We start from the raw sequence: 14,869 nt of genomic DNA, 5'->3' as shown, positions 1-14,869 counted from the left end.
GGGATGCTGAAGGACCAAGACCGTATCTTTACCAATATCTACGGCATGCATGACCGCACTCTGGCGGGGGCACAGGCCCGGGGACATTGGGACGGCACTGCCGGCATCATCCAGAAGGGCCGCGACTGGATCGTGGACCAGATGAAGGCCAGCGGTCTGCGCGGTCGCGGCGGCGCGGGCTTCCCGACCGGTCTGAAATGGTCCTTCATGCCGAAGGAAAGCGACGGGCGCCCGTCCTACCTGGTGATCAACGCCGACGAATCCGAACCGGGCACCTGCAAGGACCGCGAAATCATGCGCCACGATCCGCATACGCTGATCGAGGGCGCGCTGATCGCCAGCTTCGCGATGGGGGCGCACGCGTCCTATATCTATATCCGCGGCGAATATATCCGCGAACGCGAAGCGCTGCAGCGCGCGATCGACGAAGCCTACGATGCGGGCCTGCTGGGCAAGAACGCCGCCGGGTCGGGCTGGGATTTCGACCTGTACCTGCATCACGGGGCAGGGGCCTATATCTGCGGCGAGGAAACCGCGCTGATCGAAAGCCTCGAAGGCAAGAAGGGCATGCCCCGGATGAAGCCGCCGTTCCCGGCCGGTGCCGGCCTCTACGGATGCCCGACCACGGTGAACAACGTGGAATCCATCGCCGTCGTGCCGACCATCCTGCGCCGCGGTCCGGAATGGTTCGCCGGTTTCGGCCGCCCCAACAATGCGGGCACCAAGCTGTTCGCGATCTCGGGCCACGTCAACAACCCCTGCGTGGTCGAGGAAGCGATGTCGATCTCCTTCGAGGAACTGATCGAGAAACATTGCGGCGGCATTCGCGGCGGCTGGGACAACCTGCTGGCGGTGATCCCCGGCGGGTCCTCGGTGCCCTGCGTGCGCGGTGAAAACATGCGCGACGCGATCATGGATTTCGATTACCTGCGCGGCGAACTGGGCTCGGGCCTGGGCACCGCTGCGGTGATCGTGATGGACAAGTCGACCGATATCGTCAAAGCGATCTGGCGGCTGTCGAAATTCTACAAGCACGAAAGCTGCGGCCAGTGCACGCCCTGTCGCGAAGGCACCGGCTGGATGATGCGCGTCATGGACCGCCTGGTGAAGGGCGAGGCCGAGCCGGAAGAAATCGACATGCTGTGGGACGTGACCAAGCAGGTCGAAGGCCACACGATCTGCGCGCTTGGCGACGCGGCGGCCTGGCCGATCCAGGGCCTGATCCGCAATTTCCGCGAGGAAATCGAGGACCGTATCAAGGCTCAGAAAACCGGCCGCACCGGCGCGATGGCGGCGGAGTGATCGATGCGTAACCTTCTCATATCCACTGCGGTTTTCGCCTGTCTCGCGGCTCCTGTCGCGGCAGGGCCGAAAACGAAAGTGTCGATCCTGTTCCAGAACTTCCCCCAAGGCACCGTCTGCGGTGTGTCCGGCGCTGCCGGAAACGTGAAGCTGGGCAAGAAAAAGGGACATCCCAAGGTCGATGTGAAAGGATATGGCGAGGTCGGAACCTATTACTGCAACCTGCCCGACGGGCGGCAGATCGTTACCGATGTGAACGCCCGTATTCCGCAAAACACGCGGTCCGCCGGGGTGACGGTTTACCCGGATGGTCAGGCCTATGTGACTGTCTCGACCTCGGACGGACAGCTGCTGCAATTGCAGTTTTCTAACACGGTCAGGGGGCTTTGACGCTATGCGCAAGGCAATCATCCTTCTTCTGGCGACGGGGCTTCTGGCCGGTTGCGGCGTTAAGGAAAAAATCCGCGGCGACAACAATCGCGTGGCCTTTGACGGGATCTATTTCAAATCCCACCTGACCGCCGACAAGGCCGACAACATGGCCTTTGCCGTCACCGTTGCCGGGGCGTCGCAGAATATCGCCGCCGCGCGCGAAGCGGGCCGCTACGAGGCGACCAAGTACTGCGTCAACAACTTCGGCAATTCCGAGGTCGACTGGACCGCCGGGCCGGATGCGCCGCTGGGCGCCCTGGTGATTTCCGACGATACGCTCAACTTGGCGGGACGGTGCCGCGGATGAGAAACTTCCTGGTCATATCAACGTGTTGCACGGGCTGTTATTGCATAACAGCGCGCGGCATCCGCATCTCTTCACAGCGAAACGCTGTGAAGCAAGGAGATGTGACATGCGTATGATTTCGACCCTGACCACCGCCGCCGCCCTTTCGCTGGCCTTGGCCTATCCGGTCAGCGCCAAGGCGGCGCTGCGCGACGTTCCGGAAATTGACGACAACATGCTGTGGGTGGCGATGGCCATCGAGATCAGCGACAAATGCGATGATATCAAGCCGCGCACCCTGCGCGGGCTCTTGTTCCTCAATCGGCTGAAGGACCGCGCCAAGGCGATGGGCTACAGCGAAGAGGAAATCACCGCATATGTCAAAAGCAAAGACGAAAAGGCCCGCATGCGCGAACGCGGCGAAGCCTACATGAAATCCAAGGGGCTAGACCCCGCCGATATTGGCGACCTGTGCACCCTCGGCCATGCCGAGATTGCCAACAGCAGCCAGATCGGTGTCCTGTTGAAAGCAAAGTGAGGCCAGATGTCCGACCTACGCAAGATCGTCATCGATGACCAGGAGATCGAAGTCGATGGGGCAATGACCCTGATCCAGGCCTGTGAACAGGTGGGGGTGGAAATCCCGCGCTTCTGTTATCACGAACGCCTGTCGATTGCCGGCAACTGCCGGATGTGTCTTGTCGAAGTGGTCGGCGGCCCGCCGAAGCCCGCAGCGTCCTGCGCGATGCAGGTGCGCGACCTGCGCCCGGGGCCGGAAGGCCAGCCGCCGGTGGTGAAGACCAATTCGCCGATGGTGAAAAAGGCGCGCGAAGGCGTGATGGAATTCCTGCTGATCAACCACCCGCTGGATTGCCCGATCTGCGACCAGGGCGGCGAATGCGACCTGCAGGACCAGGCGATGGCCTATGGCGTCGATTTCTCGCGCTACCGCGAACCCAAGCGGGCGGCGGACGACCTGAACCTCGGCCCGCTGGTCGAAACCCACATGACCCGCTGCATTTCCTGCACCCGCTGCGTGCGCTTCACCACCGAGGTGGCGGGCATCACCCAGATGGGCCAGACCGGCCGCGGCGAGGACAGCGAAATCACCTCCTACCTGGGTGAAACGCTCGACAGCAACCTGCAGGGCAACGTCATCGACCTGTGCCCGGTGGGCGCTCTGGTGTCGAAACCCTACGCCTTCACCGCCCGTCCGTGGGAACTGACCAAGACCGAAACCATCGACGTGATGGATGCGCTTGGTTCGAACATCCGGGTCGATACCAAGGGCCGCGAAGTCATGCGCATCCTGCCGCGCAACCATGACGGCGTGAACGAGGAATGGATTTCCGACAAGACCCGTTTCATCTGGGACGGTCTGCGCCGCCAGCGTCTGGACACGCCTTACATCCGTGAAAACGGCAAGCTGCGCAAAGCAAGCTGGGGCGAGGCGCTTGCCACTGCCGCCGCCGCGATGAAGGGCAAGAAGGTGGCCTCGCTGGTCGGCGATCTGGCCCCGGTCGAGGCCGTGTTCGCGCTCAAGCAGATCACCGAGGGCCTGGGCGGCAAGATCGAATGCCGTACCAACGGCGCGGTCCTGCCCGCCGGCAACCGGTCGGCCTATGTCGGCACCGCGGCGATCGAGGATATCGATACGGCCAAGGAAATCTATCTGATCGGGTCGAACCCGCGCGTCGAGGCGCCGGTGCTGAACGCCCGTATCCGCAAGGCCTGGACCAAGGGCGCCAACGTGCATGTCATTGGCACCGAGGGCATGGATCTGACCTATGATTTCGAATGGCACGGCCCCGGCCGCAAGCCGCTGAACGACCTGGCCGACAGCGCCAAGGCAACCGAGGGCGCCATCGTCATCGTCGGCCAGGGCGCCATCACCGAAGGCGACGGCGCTGCCGTGCTGGGCCGCGCGATGGAACTGACCCAGAAACTGGGCGGCAAGATGATGGTGCTGCACACGGCGGCCAGCCGCGTCGGCGCGATGGATCTGGGGGCCGTGACCGAAGGCGGCATGACCCAGGCGCTGGACGGGGCAGAGGTGGTCTACAACCTCGGCGCCGACGAGATCGACATCGCCGAAGGTCCCTTCGTGATCTACCAGGGCAGCCATGGCGATCGCGGCGCGCACCGCGCCGACGTGATCCTGCCGGGCGCGGCCTACACCGAAGAAAACGGTCTTTTCGTCAACACCGAAGGCCGCCCGCAGCTGGCGCTGCGTGCCGGTTTCGCGCCGGGCGAGGCGAAGGAAAACTGGGCGATCCTGCGGGCGCTGAGCGCCGAGCTGGGTGCGCCGCTGGCCTATGACAACCTGGCCCAGCTGCGTCAGGCGTTGGTCGCCGAGGTGCCGCATCTGACCCAGATCGACCAGGTGGTGGAAAACGAATGGCAACCGCTGGAAGTGGCCAAGCTGAAACCGGCCGCTTTCAACGAGGCGATTGCCGATTTCTACCTGACCAACCCGATCGCACGGGCCAGCGCGCTGATGGCGGAACTGTCCGCCAATGCCAAAGCACGGCGCGAAACGCCGGTGGCGGCCGAATAATGCGGAACGCCGCTTTCATATCCCTTCTGGCGGCGATGCCGATCGCCGGTTGCGTCGAGGCGCAGCCGGAGGAAATGGCATTCCGTCCCGAATACCGGGGTGTGGAAACGCGGCTGCTGGACGGCGATCTGGTCAATTTCTTCGTGGAAATGACCGGCGCCCGTTCGGGTGAGGATGTGGCGGATTATGCGGAATGCGCGGCAGCGCAATACACGCTGATCCGGGGATATGGCTTCGCGCGCCACCTGCGCACGAATGTCGATGAACAAGGCGGCCTGTGGCGGGCGGATGCGGTTTATACCATCTCGCCCGCGCTGCCCCGTGGATCGCGGACGATCGACGCCGAAGTCGTCGCCGCGCATTGCGCGGAAAACGGAATACCGATGGTGTGAGGACCAAATGGCAGACTTCTTTGCGAACACATATCTAGGCATGGCGCTGGTGATCATCGGGCAGGTCTTCCTGATCGTCATTCCGCTTCTGGTGGCGCTGGCCTTCCTGATGTATGCCGACCGGAAAATCTGGGCCGCCGTGCAGATGCGCCGCGGGCCCAACGTGGTGGGCGTCTTCGGCCTGCTGCAGAGCTTCGCGGACTTCCTGAAATACATCGTCAAAGAGGTCGTGTTCCCCGCCGGGGCCGACAAGGCGGTGTTCCTGCTGGCGCCGATGATCAGCCTTGTTATGGCGCTGATCGCCTGGGCGGTGATCCCGTTCAACGACGGCTGGGTGCTGTCGGATATCAACGTCGCGATCCTGTATGTCTTCGCCGTCTCCTCGCTGGAAGTTTACGGCGTGATCATGGGCGGCTGGGCCTCGAACTCGAAATACCCGTTCCTGGGGTCGCTGCGCTCTGCCGCGCAGATGATTTCCTACGAGGTGTCGATCGGCCTGATCATCGTCGGCGTGATCATTTCCTCGGGCTCGATGAACTTCGGTGACATCGTGCGGGCGCAGGACGGCAGCTATGGCCTGTTCAGCTGGTACTGGGTGCCGCATTTCCCGATGCTGTTCCTGTTCTTCATCTCGGCGCTGGCCGAAACCAACCGTCCGCCGTTCGACCTGCCGGAAGCGGAAAGCGAACTGGTTGCCGGGTATCAGGTCGAATACAGCTCGACCCCGTTCCTGCTGTTCATGATCGGCGAACTGGTGGCCGTGGTGCTGATGTGCGCGCTGACCTCGCTGCTGTTCTTCGGTGGCTGGCTGTCGCCGATCCCGGGCCTGCCCGACGGCATCCTGTGGATGGTGGGCAAGATGCTGTTCGTCTTCTTCATCTTCTCGATGGTCAAGGCGATCACCCCGCGTTACCGCTACGATCAGCTGATGCGGATCGGTTGGAAAGTGTTCCTGCCGCTGTCGCTGGGCTGGGTGGTGATCGTGGCCTTCCTTGCAAAATTCGAAGCCTTCGGCGGTGCCTATGCCCGCTGGGCGATTGGGGGCTGATATGACTCAGATCGATTACGGCCGCGCGGCCAAATACTTCCTGCTCGCGGATTTCGTGAAAGGGTTCAGGCTGGGGCTGAAATACTTCTTCGCCCCCAAGGCGACGCTGAACTACCCGCATGAAAAGGGCCCGCTTAGCCCGCGTTTCCGCGGCGAACACGCGCTGCGCCGCTATCCCAACGGGGAAGAGCGCTGCATCGCCTGTAAGCTGTGCGAAGCGATCTGCCCGGCGCAGGCGATCACCATCGACGCCGAACCGCGCGACGACGGCAGCCGCCGTACCACGCGTTACGACATCGACATGACCAAGTGCATCTATTGCGGCTTCTGCCAGGAAGCCTGCCCGGTGGATGCGATCGTTGAAGGTCCGAATTTCGAATTCGCCACGGAAACCCGCGAAGAACTGTTCTACGACAAGGCAAAGCTGCTGGAGAACGGCGAACGCTGGGAAGCCGAGATTGCCCGCAACCTGGAACTGGACGCGCCCTACAGATGAGCGACCCCACCAACCCTTTCGAGCTGATGATGCAGCAGGCCCAGGCGATGGCGAAAGCCATCAACCCGGCGCTGGAATCCTTTTCTCCGAAAGGGTTCGAGGCGCTGTGGCCCACCATGCCCAAGGACATGATGGAAATGGCCTTCGGCAAGGGCATTAGCAAGGACGGGCTGGACGCCAAGACGCGGCTGTTGCTGACGCTTGCAGGGCTGACCATGCAGGGCGCGCAGAACGAAACCGGGTTCCGGATGACGGTGCGCCACGCACTCGAAGCCGGGGCCACCAAGGATGAAATCGCCGAAACCATCGCGCAGATGTCGATGTTTGCCGGCATTCCCGCCATGACCAAGGGCATGGAACTGGCCCGTGAGGTCATGGACGACAAAGAGGATAAAGAAACATGACGATTGCAGCGCTGGCATTCTATCTGTTCGCGATCTGCGCCATCGCCGGGGGGCTGTTCACCGTGATCAGCCGAAACCCGGTGCATTCGGTGCTGTGGCTGATCCTGGCCTTCCTGTCCTCGGCGGGGCTGTTCGTTCTGCTCGGGGCGGAATTCGTCGCGATGCTTCTGGTCATCGTCTATGTGGGGGCGGTCGCGGTGCTGTTCCTCTTCGTGGTGATGATGCTCGACGTCGATTTCGCCGAGCTGAAGGCGGAAATGGCGAAATACATGCCACTGGCGCTGCTGATCGGTGTTGTACTGCTGATGCAGTTCGGCCTGGCCTACGGCGTGTGGGATTACGCCGAACACGCCCAGGATGCCCGCGCCGCGGTGACGCCCGAAGGGGTGGAGAACACCGCCGCCCTCGGCATGCTGCTGTACGACAAATACTTCCTGCTGTTCCAGCTGGCGGGCCTGATCCTGCTGGTCGCGATGATCGGTGCGATCGTGCTGACCCTGCGCCACCGCAAGGACGTCAAGCGCCAGAACGTGCTGGCCCAGATGTGGCGCGATCCGGCCAAGGCGATGGAGCTGAAGGACGTGAAACCGGGGCAGGGGCTTTGAGCCCCTCCCTCGCCGAAGCCCAAGGGGCTGCGGCATGATTGATCTGATCGTCCAGGCCAAGGCGGCCATCGGGGCGGTCGGAGCGGCGGGGATCGCCGCGATCTGGATTGTGAAGGCGGGGCTCGGCTGGGTCGCGCTGCGCTGGTGGCGGGGACGTCGCCAGGGGGAAACTGAATAAACGGGGCCGCGCGCCTCAAAGAAGAGACGGGCCAGGGCCCGGAGGGACAGACATGATAGGACTTGAACATTACCTGACGGTGGCCGGCGCGCTGTTCGTCATCGGCATTTTCGGTCTCTTCCTGAACCGGAAGAACGTCATCATCCTCTTGATGTCGATCGAACTGATGCTGCTGGCGGTGAATATCAACCTCGTCGCCTTCTCCAGCTTCCTCGGCGATCTGGTCGGGCAGGTCTTTACCCTGTTCGTGCTGACCGTGGCCGCCGCCGAGGCCGCCATCGGCCTTGCGATCCTGGTCTGCTTCTTCCGTAACCGCGGCACCATCGACGTCGAAGACGTCAACGTGATGAAAGGCTGACCCCGATGGAAACGATCATTCTCTTTGCTCCGCTCGTCGGGTCCCTGATCGCCGGTTTCGGCTGGCGCGTGATTTCCGAAAAGGGCGCGCAATACCTGACCACGGGTCTGCTGTTCCTGGCCTGCCTGCTGTCATGGGTGGTGTTCCTGACCCATGACCCGGCGGTGGTGAAGCACATCCATATCCTCGACTATGTCCAGTCCGGTTCGCTGTCGGCGGAATGGTCGATCCGGCTCGACCGGCTGACCTCGATCATGCTGATCGTGGTGACCACGGTGTCGGCGCTGGTGCACCTCTACAGCTTCGGCTACATGGCGCATGACGAGAACTGGAAAGAAGGCGAAAGCTACAAGGCGCGCTTCTTCGCCTACCTGTCCTTCTTCACCTTCGCCATGCTGATGCTGGTGACCGCCGACAACCTGGTGCAGATGTTCTTCGGCTGGGAAGGCGTGGGCGTCGCGTCCTACCTGCTGATCGGCTTCTACTACAAGAAACCCTCGGCCAACGCCGCCGCGATCAAGGCCTTCGTGGTCAACCGGGTCGGCGATTTCGGCTTCCTGCTGGGGATCCTGGGTCTGTTCTTCCTGACCGACTCCATCCGCTTCGACGATGTGTTCGCCAGCGCGCCGCAACTGGCGGAAACCCAGCTGAGCTTCCTGTGGACCGAATGGAACGCGGCGAACCTGCTGGCCTTCCTGCTGTTCATCGGCGCGATGGGTAAATCGGCGCAGCTGCTTCTTCACACCTGGCTGCCCGACGCGATGGAAGGCCCGACCCCGGTGTCGGCGCTGATCCACGCCGCAACCATGGTGACCGCCGGTGTGTTCCTGGTCTGCCGGATGTCGCCGCTGATGGAATACGCGCCCGAAGCGACCGCCTTCATCACCTTCCTCGGTGCCACCACGGCGTTCTTCGCCGCCACGGTGGGGCTGGTGCAGAACGACATCAAGCGCGTCATCGCCTATTCGACCTGTTCGCAGCTCGGCTACATGTTCGTGGCCGCTGGCGTCGGTGTCTATTCGGTGGCGATGTTCCACCTGCTGACCCACGCCTTCTTCAAGGCGATGCTGTTCCTGGGCGCCGGTTCGGTGATCCACGGCATGCACCACGAACAGGACATGCGGAACTACGGCAATCTGCGCAAGAAACTGCCCTATACCTTCTGGGCGATGATGATCGGCACCCTGGCGATCACTGGTGTCGGCATCCCGCTGACCGGCTGGATCGGCTTTGCCGGTTTCGTGTCGAAGGATGCGATCATCGAAAGCGCCTGGGCTGGCACCAATGGCGGCTATGCCTTCTGGATGCTGGTCATCGCGGCGCTGTTCACCAGCTTCTACAGCTGGCGGCTGATGTTCCTGACCTTCTACGGCGAGGCACGCGGCAACAAGCACACCCATGAACATGCACATGAAAGCCCCAAGGTCATGCTGGTGCCGCTGGGCGTGCTGGCGCTTGGCGCGGTGTTCTCGGGCATGCTGTGGTACGGGTCGTTCTTCGGCGACCATAACAAGGTCAACGCCTTCTTCGGCATCCCGGTCCATCATGAAGCCGCGGCCGAAGGCCATGGCGAAGCCGCCGCGACCGACACCCACGCCGCAGCCGATACCCACGCCGCCGCCGACACCGGCCATGGCGAGGCTGCCCCGGCAGGGGCGGAGGAGCACGCCGCGGCGGATCACGCCATGGCACCGCAGGGTGCGATCTTCATGCATCCCGACAACCAGGTGATGAACGACGCACACCACGCGCCGACCTGGGTCAAGCTGAGCCCGTTCATAGCGATGGTGCTGGGTTTCGTGGTCGCGCTTTGGTTCTATATCTGGAACCCGGCGATGCCGGCGCGGATCGCCGAGGCCAACCCGGTGCTGTACCGCTTCCTGCTGAACAAGTGGTATTTCGACGAAATCTACGACTTCATCTTCGTCCAGCCCGCCCGTGCGATCGGTCGCTTCTTCTGGAAACGCGGTGACGGCAACGTCATCGACGGCACCATCAACGGCGTGGCGATGGGGATCATTCCCTTCTTCACCCGCCTCGCGGGCCGGGCGCAGTCCGGTTACATCTTCACTTACGCCTTTGCCATGGTGATCGGCATCGTGGTCCTGATCACCTGGATGACGCTCAGCGGAGGAGCGCACTAATGAACGACAGTCTGCTCTCTCTGGTCACCTTCATTCCCGCGCTGGCGGCGGCGATCCTCGCCATCTTCCTGCGCGGCGAAGATGCGGCCGCGCAACGCAACGCCAAATGGCTGGCGATGATCGCCACGGTGGTCACCTTCCTGGTGTCGCTGTTCATCCTGGCGGAATTCGATCCGGCCAACACCGGGTTCCAGTATGTCGAGGAACGCGAATGGCTGCTGGGCTTTAAATACAAGATGGGCGTGGACGGCATTTCGGTTCTGTTCGTGATGCTGACCACCTTCATGATGCCGCTGACCATCTGGGCCAGCTGGGGCGTGGAAAAGCGGGTCAAGGAATACATGATCGCCTTCCTGCTGCTGGAAACGCTGATGCTGGGCGTGTTCATGGCGCTGGACCTGGTGCTGTTCTACCTGTTCTTCGAAGCAGGCCTGATCCCGATGTTCCTGATCATCGGCATCTGGGGCGGCAAGAACCGGATCTATGCCTCGTTCAAGTTCTTCCTCTACACCTTCCTCGGCTCGGTGCTGATGCTGGTGGCGATGGTGGCGATGTATAACGATGCCGGCACCACCGACATCCCGACGCTGCTGAACCACCAGTTCGGGTCGGAAAGCTTCAGCCTGCTGGGCATCCACGTGGTGGGCGGCATGCAGACGCTGTTGTTCCTGGCCTTCTTCGCCTCCTTCGCGGTGAAGATGCCGATGTGGCCGGTCCATACCTGGCTGCCCGACGCGCACGTGCAGGCGCCGACCGCCGGGTCGGTCGTGCTGGCCGCGATCATGCTGAAGATGGGCGGCTACGGCTTCCTGCGCTTTTCGCTGCCGATGTTCCCGGTGGGATCGGACGTTCTGACGCCGCTGGTGTTTTGGATGTCGGCCATTGCCATCGTCTACACCTCGCTCGTCGCGCTGGTGCAGGAGGACATGAAGAAGCTGATCGCCTACTCCTCCGTCGCCCATATGGGCTACGTGACCCTGGGCATCTTCGCCGCCAACCAGCAAGGTGTCGACGGCGCGATCTTCCAGATGCTGAGCCACGGCTTCGTTTCCGGCGCGCTGTTCCTGTGTGTCGGCGTGATCTATGACCGGATGCATACCCGCGACATCGACGCCTATGGCGGTCTGGTGAACCGGATGCCGGCCTATGCGCTGATCTTCATGTTCTTCACCATGGCCAATGTCGGCCTGCCGGGCACCTCTGGCTTCATCGGTGAATTCCTGACCCTAATGGGCGTGTTCCAGGTCAATACCTGGGTGGCCCTGGTGGCGACCTCCGGCGTGATCCTGTCGGCGTCCTATGCGCTCTGGCTGTACCGCCGGGTGGTGTTCGGCGACCTGATCAAGGAAAGCCTGAAGACGATCCAGGACATGAGCCCGCGTGAAAAGGGCATCTTTGCGCCGCTGGTTGTCATGACCCTGCTCTTGGGTATCTACCCGTCGCTGGTCACCGATATCACCGGCCCCTCGGTCGAGGCGCTGATCCATCACTATGACATGGCCCTTGCGGACGCGCCCGGCGCGACCCAAGTCGCCGCATCGCACTAACGGGAGCCCTGAGAGATGATCCAGGCCGATCTGAACATTATCCTTCCCGAAATCCTGCTTGCGGTTTACGCGATGCTGGGCCTGCTTGCCGCTGTCTATACCGGCAAGGACAAGCTGGCCGGTCTGCTGACCTGGGTCACCGCCGTGGTGATGGTTCTGCTGGCCGCGCTGATCGGGCTGAGCGGGCAGGGGACGCATGTGGCCTTTGGCGGCATGTTCCATGACGATGCGTTTGCGCGCTTCGCCAAGGTGACGATCCTGCTGTCCGCTGCCGCCGTTCTGGTGATGAGCCAGGATTACATGTCGCGCCGCAACATGCTGCGGTTCGAATACCCGGTGCTGGTGTCGCTGGCTTCGGTCGGCATGATGATGATGGTGTCCGCAGGCGATCTGATGTCGCTGTACATGGGGCTGGAACTGCAATCGCTGGCGCTTTACGTGGTCGCCGCGATCCGCCGCGACAGCGTGAAATCGACCGAAGCGGGCCTGAAATACTTCGTGCTGGGTGCGCTGTCCTCGGGCCTGCTGCTCTACGGCGCCTCGCTGGTTTACGGCTATGCCGGCACCACGCTGTTTTCGGGCATCATCGAGGCGGCCTCGGACGGTCACGCCTCGCTCGGCCTGCTGTTCGGTCTGGTCTTCATGATCTCGGGCCTGGCCTTCAAGGTCTCCGCCGTTCCGTTCCACATGTGGACGCCGGACGTCTACGAAGGTTCGCCCACCCCGGTCACCGCTTTCTTCGCCAGCGCGCCGAAAATGGCCGCAATGGGCCTGTTTGCGCGGGTGCTGCACGACGCCTTCGGCGGTGTGACCGCCGACTGGAGCCAGGTGATCGCGCTGCTGTCGCTGCTGTCGATGTTCGTCGGCGCCGTGGCGGCGATCGGCCAGCGCGACCTCAAGCGGCTGATGGCATATTCCTCGATTGCCCATATGGGCTACGCGCTGATGGGTCTGGCCGCCGGGACCGCCTTCGGCGTGCAAGCCCTGCTGATCTACATGGTGATCTATGTCACCATGAACATCGGCACCTTCGCCTTCATCCTGTCGCTGGAAAAGGATGGCGCGCCGGTGACCGACATCAACGCGCTGAACATGTATTCCAAATCCGAGCCGGGCAAGGCGCTGGCGATGCTGGTGCTGCTGTTCTCGCTTGCCGGTGTGCCGCCGATGCTGGGCTTCTTCGGGAAGTTCTACGTGGTCAAGGCCGCCTATGACGCCGGTCTGGCATGGCTGGCGGTGCTGGGCGTGATCGCTTCGGTGATCGGCGCCTTCTACTACCTGCGCATCGTCTACTACATGTATTTCGGCACCGAATCCGAGCCGCTGGACAAGACCCGTTCGCCGGTCCTGTGGGGCTTCCTGATGGCCTCGGCGGCGGTGATGGTGCTGGGCATCATCAACATGTTCGGTATCGAAGGCATTGCCGAAGCTGCGGCGGCGACGCTGGTCAACTGATCCGCAACGCATACTGATCCGGGAACGGCGTGCCTTCAGGGCGCGCCGTTTTCTTTTGCGCGCGGGGCAGGGGGGCGACAGACAAAACCCTCGCCTCGCAATATCCATCTGGCTATCGTGACATTTCAAGGGCCTGCGGGTCGCAGAGGGGGAGCAGAAAGCATGATCAACGCCATCGCCGTCATCCTGTCCTGCCAATTGGCGGGCGAAGTGGCCGCGCGCGGCCTCGGGCTGCCGGTGCCGGGGCCGGTGCTGGGCTTCGTCCTGCTGCTGATCCTTCTGATGCTGCGACCGGCGCTGGCCGAGGCCATAGGCGGCACCGCGCGGGGCATCCTGGCGCATCTGTCGCTGCTGTTCGTGCCCGCAGGCGTTGGCGTCGTCGGCAATCTGGACCTGCTGTCGCGCAACTGGTTCCCGATCGCGGTGGTGCTGGTGGTCAGTACGGTGATCGCGATGATCGCCAGCGTGCTGACCTTCCTCGCCGTCAACCGCCTGAGCGGAGGCGGCCATGACTGACGTCGCGCGAATCTGGAGCTACCTGTCCACCGAGCCGCTGCTTTGGCTGACCTGCACCATCGTGGTCTATGTCGGAGCCGAAGCGGTCGCGCTGCGGCTGGGGCGGCGGGCGCTGGCCAACCCGGTGCTGTTTTCCGTCCTCATCATCGCGCCGATCCTGTGGCTGTCGGGCACGCCGTACGAGACCTATTTCGAAGGCGCGCAGTTCATCCATTTCCTGCTGGGCCCGGCGACGGTGGCGCTGGCGGTGCCGCTTCATGCCAACCTGCGCACGGTGGCGCGGACGGCAGGGCCGATCCTGGCCGCGCTGGTGGTCGGATCGGTTGTCGCGGCGCTGTCGGCGGTGTGGCTGGCCAAGGCGTTCGGCCTGTCCGATCAGGTGATCGTGTCGCTGAGCCCGAAATCCACCACAGCGCCCGTCGCCCTTGGCATTTCCGAGGCGCTTGGCGGTCTGCCGACCTTGACCGCCGTTCTGGTGATCCTGACCGGTATCATCGGCGCCATCACCGTGACGCCGCTGATGAACGCGATGGGGATCACCGACTGGCGTGCGCGGGGCTTCGCGGTGGGGGTGGCGGCGCATGGCATCGGCACCGCGCGGGCGTTCCAGGTCAACGAACTGGCCGGGACCTTCGCCGGGATCGGCATGGCGCTGAACGCGATCCTGACCAGCCTGATCGCGCCGCTGATCGTGGCCTTGGTGCTTTAACCTTCGGGCTCCAGCACCTTGCGGGCGGAGCGGAAACATTCCACCCCCTGCGGTACGCCGCAATAGATCGCGATGACATGGATGATGGCGCGAATCTCTTCCTTGCTGACGCCGTTGTTGATCGCGCCGCGCAGGTGCAGTTCCCATTCATGCATCTTGCCCAGGGCCCCGATCATGGCGAGGTTCATCATAGACCGGGTCTTGGCGTCGATCACGTCGTCGCCCCAGCCGAAACCCCAGCACCAGGCGGTCATCGCTTCCTGAAACGGGCGGGAAAAATCGTCGGCGGCATCGAGGGATTTCTCGACATACTCCGCGCCGAGGGTGGATTTGCGCTGCTCCAGCCCTTTCAGGAACAGATCTTCGTCAAATAGGGACATGGTCTTGCCTTTCCGATGGTCGCCGTTTCAGGGGCAATCGCGGGTCGGGATTGCCGTGCC

At 62.9% G+C, this 14,869-nt stretch carries 18 protein-coding genes; 17 read left to right on the top strand and 1 reads right to left on the bottom strand.

The features are described 5' to 3' along the window. Nucleotides 1-3: 3 nt before the first annotated feature. From nuoF to GR167_RS04260, 17 genes are all read left to right on the top strand, one after another. Nucleotides 4-1,302 (top strand): NADH-quinone oxidoreductase subunit NuoF, encoded by a 1,299-nt coding sequence (gene nuoF, locus GR167_RS04340; RefSeq protein WP_160972209.1) that lies wholly within the window; start codon nucleotides 4-6, stop codon nucleotides 1,300-1,302. A gap of 3 nt (nucleotides 1,303-1,305) precedes the next feature. After that, nucleotides 1,306-1,692, top strand: a complete 387-nt coding sequence (locus GR167_RS04335; RefSeq protein WP_160972208.1) for a hypothetical protein — start codon at nucleotides 1,306-1,308, stop codon at nucleotides 1,690-1,692. A gap of 4 nt (nucleotides 1,693-1,696) precedes the next feature. Continuing rightward, the gene (locus GR167_RS04330) at nucleotides 1,697-2,041 is read left to right on the top strand and encodes a hypothetical protein (protein WP_235915838.1); all 345 of its coding nucleotides are present in this window, start codon (nucleotides 1,697-1,699) and stop codon (nucleotides 2,039-2,041) included. 106 nt (nucleotides 2,042-2,147) lie between these two features. Further along, nucleotides 2,148-2,558, top strand: coding sequence for a DUF5333 domain-containing protein (locus tag GR167_RS04325; protein ID WP_160972207.1), 411 nt, complete (start codon nucleotides 2,148-2,150; stop codon nucleotides 2,556-2,558). Between the two features lie 6 nt (nucleotides 2,559-2,564). Continuing rightward, complete coding sequence (gene nuoG / locus GR167_RS04320; RefSeq protein WP_160972206.1) at nucleotides 2,565-4,577, top strand: NADH-quinone oxidoreductase subunit NuoG; 2,013 nt, start codon at nucleotides 2,565-2,567, stop codon at nucleotides 4,575-4,577. Between the two features lie 35 nt (nucleotides 4,578-4,612). Further along, nucleotides 4,613-4,969 carry a YNQ4 family lipoprotein gene (locus tag GR167_RS04315; RefSeq protein ID WP_235915837.1) on the top strand — a complete coding sequence of 119 codons (357 nt, stop codon included), beginning with the start codon at nucleotides 4,613-4,615 and terminating at the stop codon, nucleotides 4,967-4,969. Between the two features lie 7 nt (nucleotides 4,970-4,976). Continuing rightward, nucleotides 4,977-6,017 carry an NADH-quinone oxidoreductase subunit NuoH gene (gene nuoH / locus GR167_RS04310; protein WP_160972204.1) on the top strand — a complete coding sequence of 347 codons (1,041 nt, stop codon included), beginning with the start codon at nucleotides 4,977-4,979 and terminating at the stop codon, nucleotides 6,015-6,017. A gap of 1 nt (nucleotide 6,018) precedes the next feature. Continuing rightward, nucleotides 6,019-6,513 carry an NADH-quinone oxidoreductase subunit NuoI gene (gene nuoI, locus GR167_RS04305; RefSeq protein WP_160972203.1) on the top strand — a complete coding sequence of 165 codons (495 nt, stop codon included), beginning with the start codon at nucleotides 6,019-6,021 and terminating at the stop codon, nucleotides 6,511-6,513. Further along, on the top strand, nucleotides 6,510-6,917 hold the full coding sequence (locus tag GR167_RS04300) for a carboxymuconolactone decarboxylase family protein (RefSeq protein WP_160972202.1): 408 nt from the start codon (nucleotides 6,510-6,512) through the stop codon (nucleotides 6,915-6,917). The genes nuoI and GR167_RS04300 overlap by 4 nt, the downstream gene beginning before the upstream one ends. Continuing rightward, nucleotides 6,914-7,522: an NADH-quinone oxidoreductase subunit J gene (locus GR167_RS04295; RefSeq protein WP_160972201.1), complete on the top strand. Its 609-nt coding sequence runs from the start codon at nucleotides 6,914-6,916 to the stop codon at nucleotides 7,520-7,522. The genes GR167_RS04300 and GR167_RS04295 overlap by 4 nt, the downstream gene beginning before the upstream one ends. 34 nt (nucleotides 7,523-7,556) lie before the next feature. After that, nucleotides 7,557-7,700, top strand: coding sequence for a hypothetical protein (locus GR167_RS04290; protein WP_160972200.1), 144 nt, complete (start codon nucleotides 7,557-7,559; stop codon nucleotides 7,698-7,700). A 52-nt stretch (nucleotides 7,701-7,752) separates the two neighbouring features. Next, nucleotides 7,753-8,058, top strand: a complete 306-nt coding sequence (gene nuoK, locus GR167_RS04285; protein WP_160972199.1) for an NADH-quinone oxidoreductase subunit NuoK — start codon at nucleotides 7,753-7,755, stop codon at nucleotides 8,056-8,058. Nucleotides 8,059-8,063: 5 nt separating this feature from the next. After that, nucleotides 8,064-10,202 (top strand): NADH-quinone oxidoreductase subunit L, encoded by a 2,139-nt coding sequence (gene nuoL / locus GR167_RS04280; RefSeq protein WP_160972198.1) that lies wholly within the window; start codon nucleotides 8,064-8,066, stop codon nucleotides 10,200-10,202. Beyond that, on the top strand, nucleotides 10,202-11,749 hold the full coding sequence (locus GR167_RS04275) for an NADH-quinone oxidoreductase subunit M (RefSeq protein ID WP_160972197.1): 1,548 nt from the start codon (nucleotides 10,202-10,204) through the stop codon (nucleotides 11,747-11,749). Before nuoL ends, GR167_RS04275 begins: the two co-directional genes overlap by 1 nt. 15 nt (nucleotides 11,750-11,764) lie before the next feature. After that, a complete protein-coding gene (gene nuoN, locus GR167_RS04270; RefSeq protein WP_160972196.1) occupies nucleotides 11,765-13,204 on the top strand; it encodes an NADH-quinone oxidoreductase subunit NuoN in 1,440 nt (479 codons plus the stop codon). 162 nt (nucleotides 13,205-13,366) lie between these two features. Next, a complete protein-coding gene (locus tag GR167_RS04265) occupies nucleotides 13,367-13,720 on the top strand; it encodes a CidA/LrgA family protein (RefSeq protein WP_160972195.1) in 354 nt (117 codons plus the stop codon). Then, nucleotides 13,713-14,429 (top strand): LrgB family protein, encoded by a 717-nt coding sequence (locus tag GR167_RS04260; protein WP_160972194.1) that lies wholly within the window; start codon nucleotides 13,713-13,715, stop codon nucleotides 14,427-14,429. Before GR167_RS04265 ends, GR167_RS04260 begins: the two co-directional genes overlap by 8 nt. Here GR167_RS04260 and GR167_RS04255 read toward each other — a convergent pair. Beyond that, entirely contained in the window at nucleotides 14,426-14,809 is a 384-nt protein-coding gene (locus GR167_RS04255; RefSeq protein ID WP_160972193.1) for a carboxymuconolactone decarboxylase family protein, read from the bottom strand. The genes GR167_RS04260 and GR167_RS04255 overlap by 4 nt on opposite strands. Nucleotides 14,810-14,869: the final 60 nt, after the last annotated feature.

It is taken from the genome of Thalassovita mangrovi (assembly GCF_009857745.1).
In the GTDB taxonomy this organism is placed as follows: Bacteria; Pseudomonadota; Alphaproteobacteria; order Rhodobacterales; family Rhodobacteraceae; genus Thalassobius; species Thalassobius mangrovi.
The sequence above is the reverse complement of the archived record's forward strand: the minus strand, read 5'-3'. Positions and strand labels throughout refer to the sequence as shown.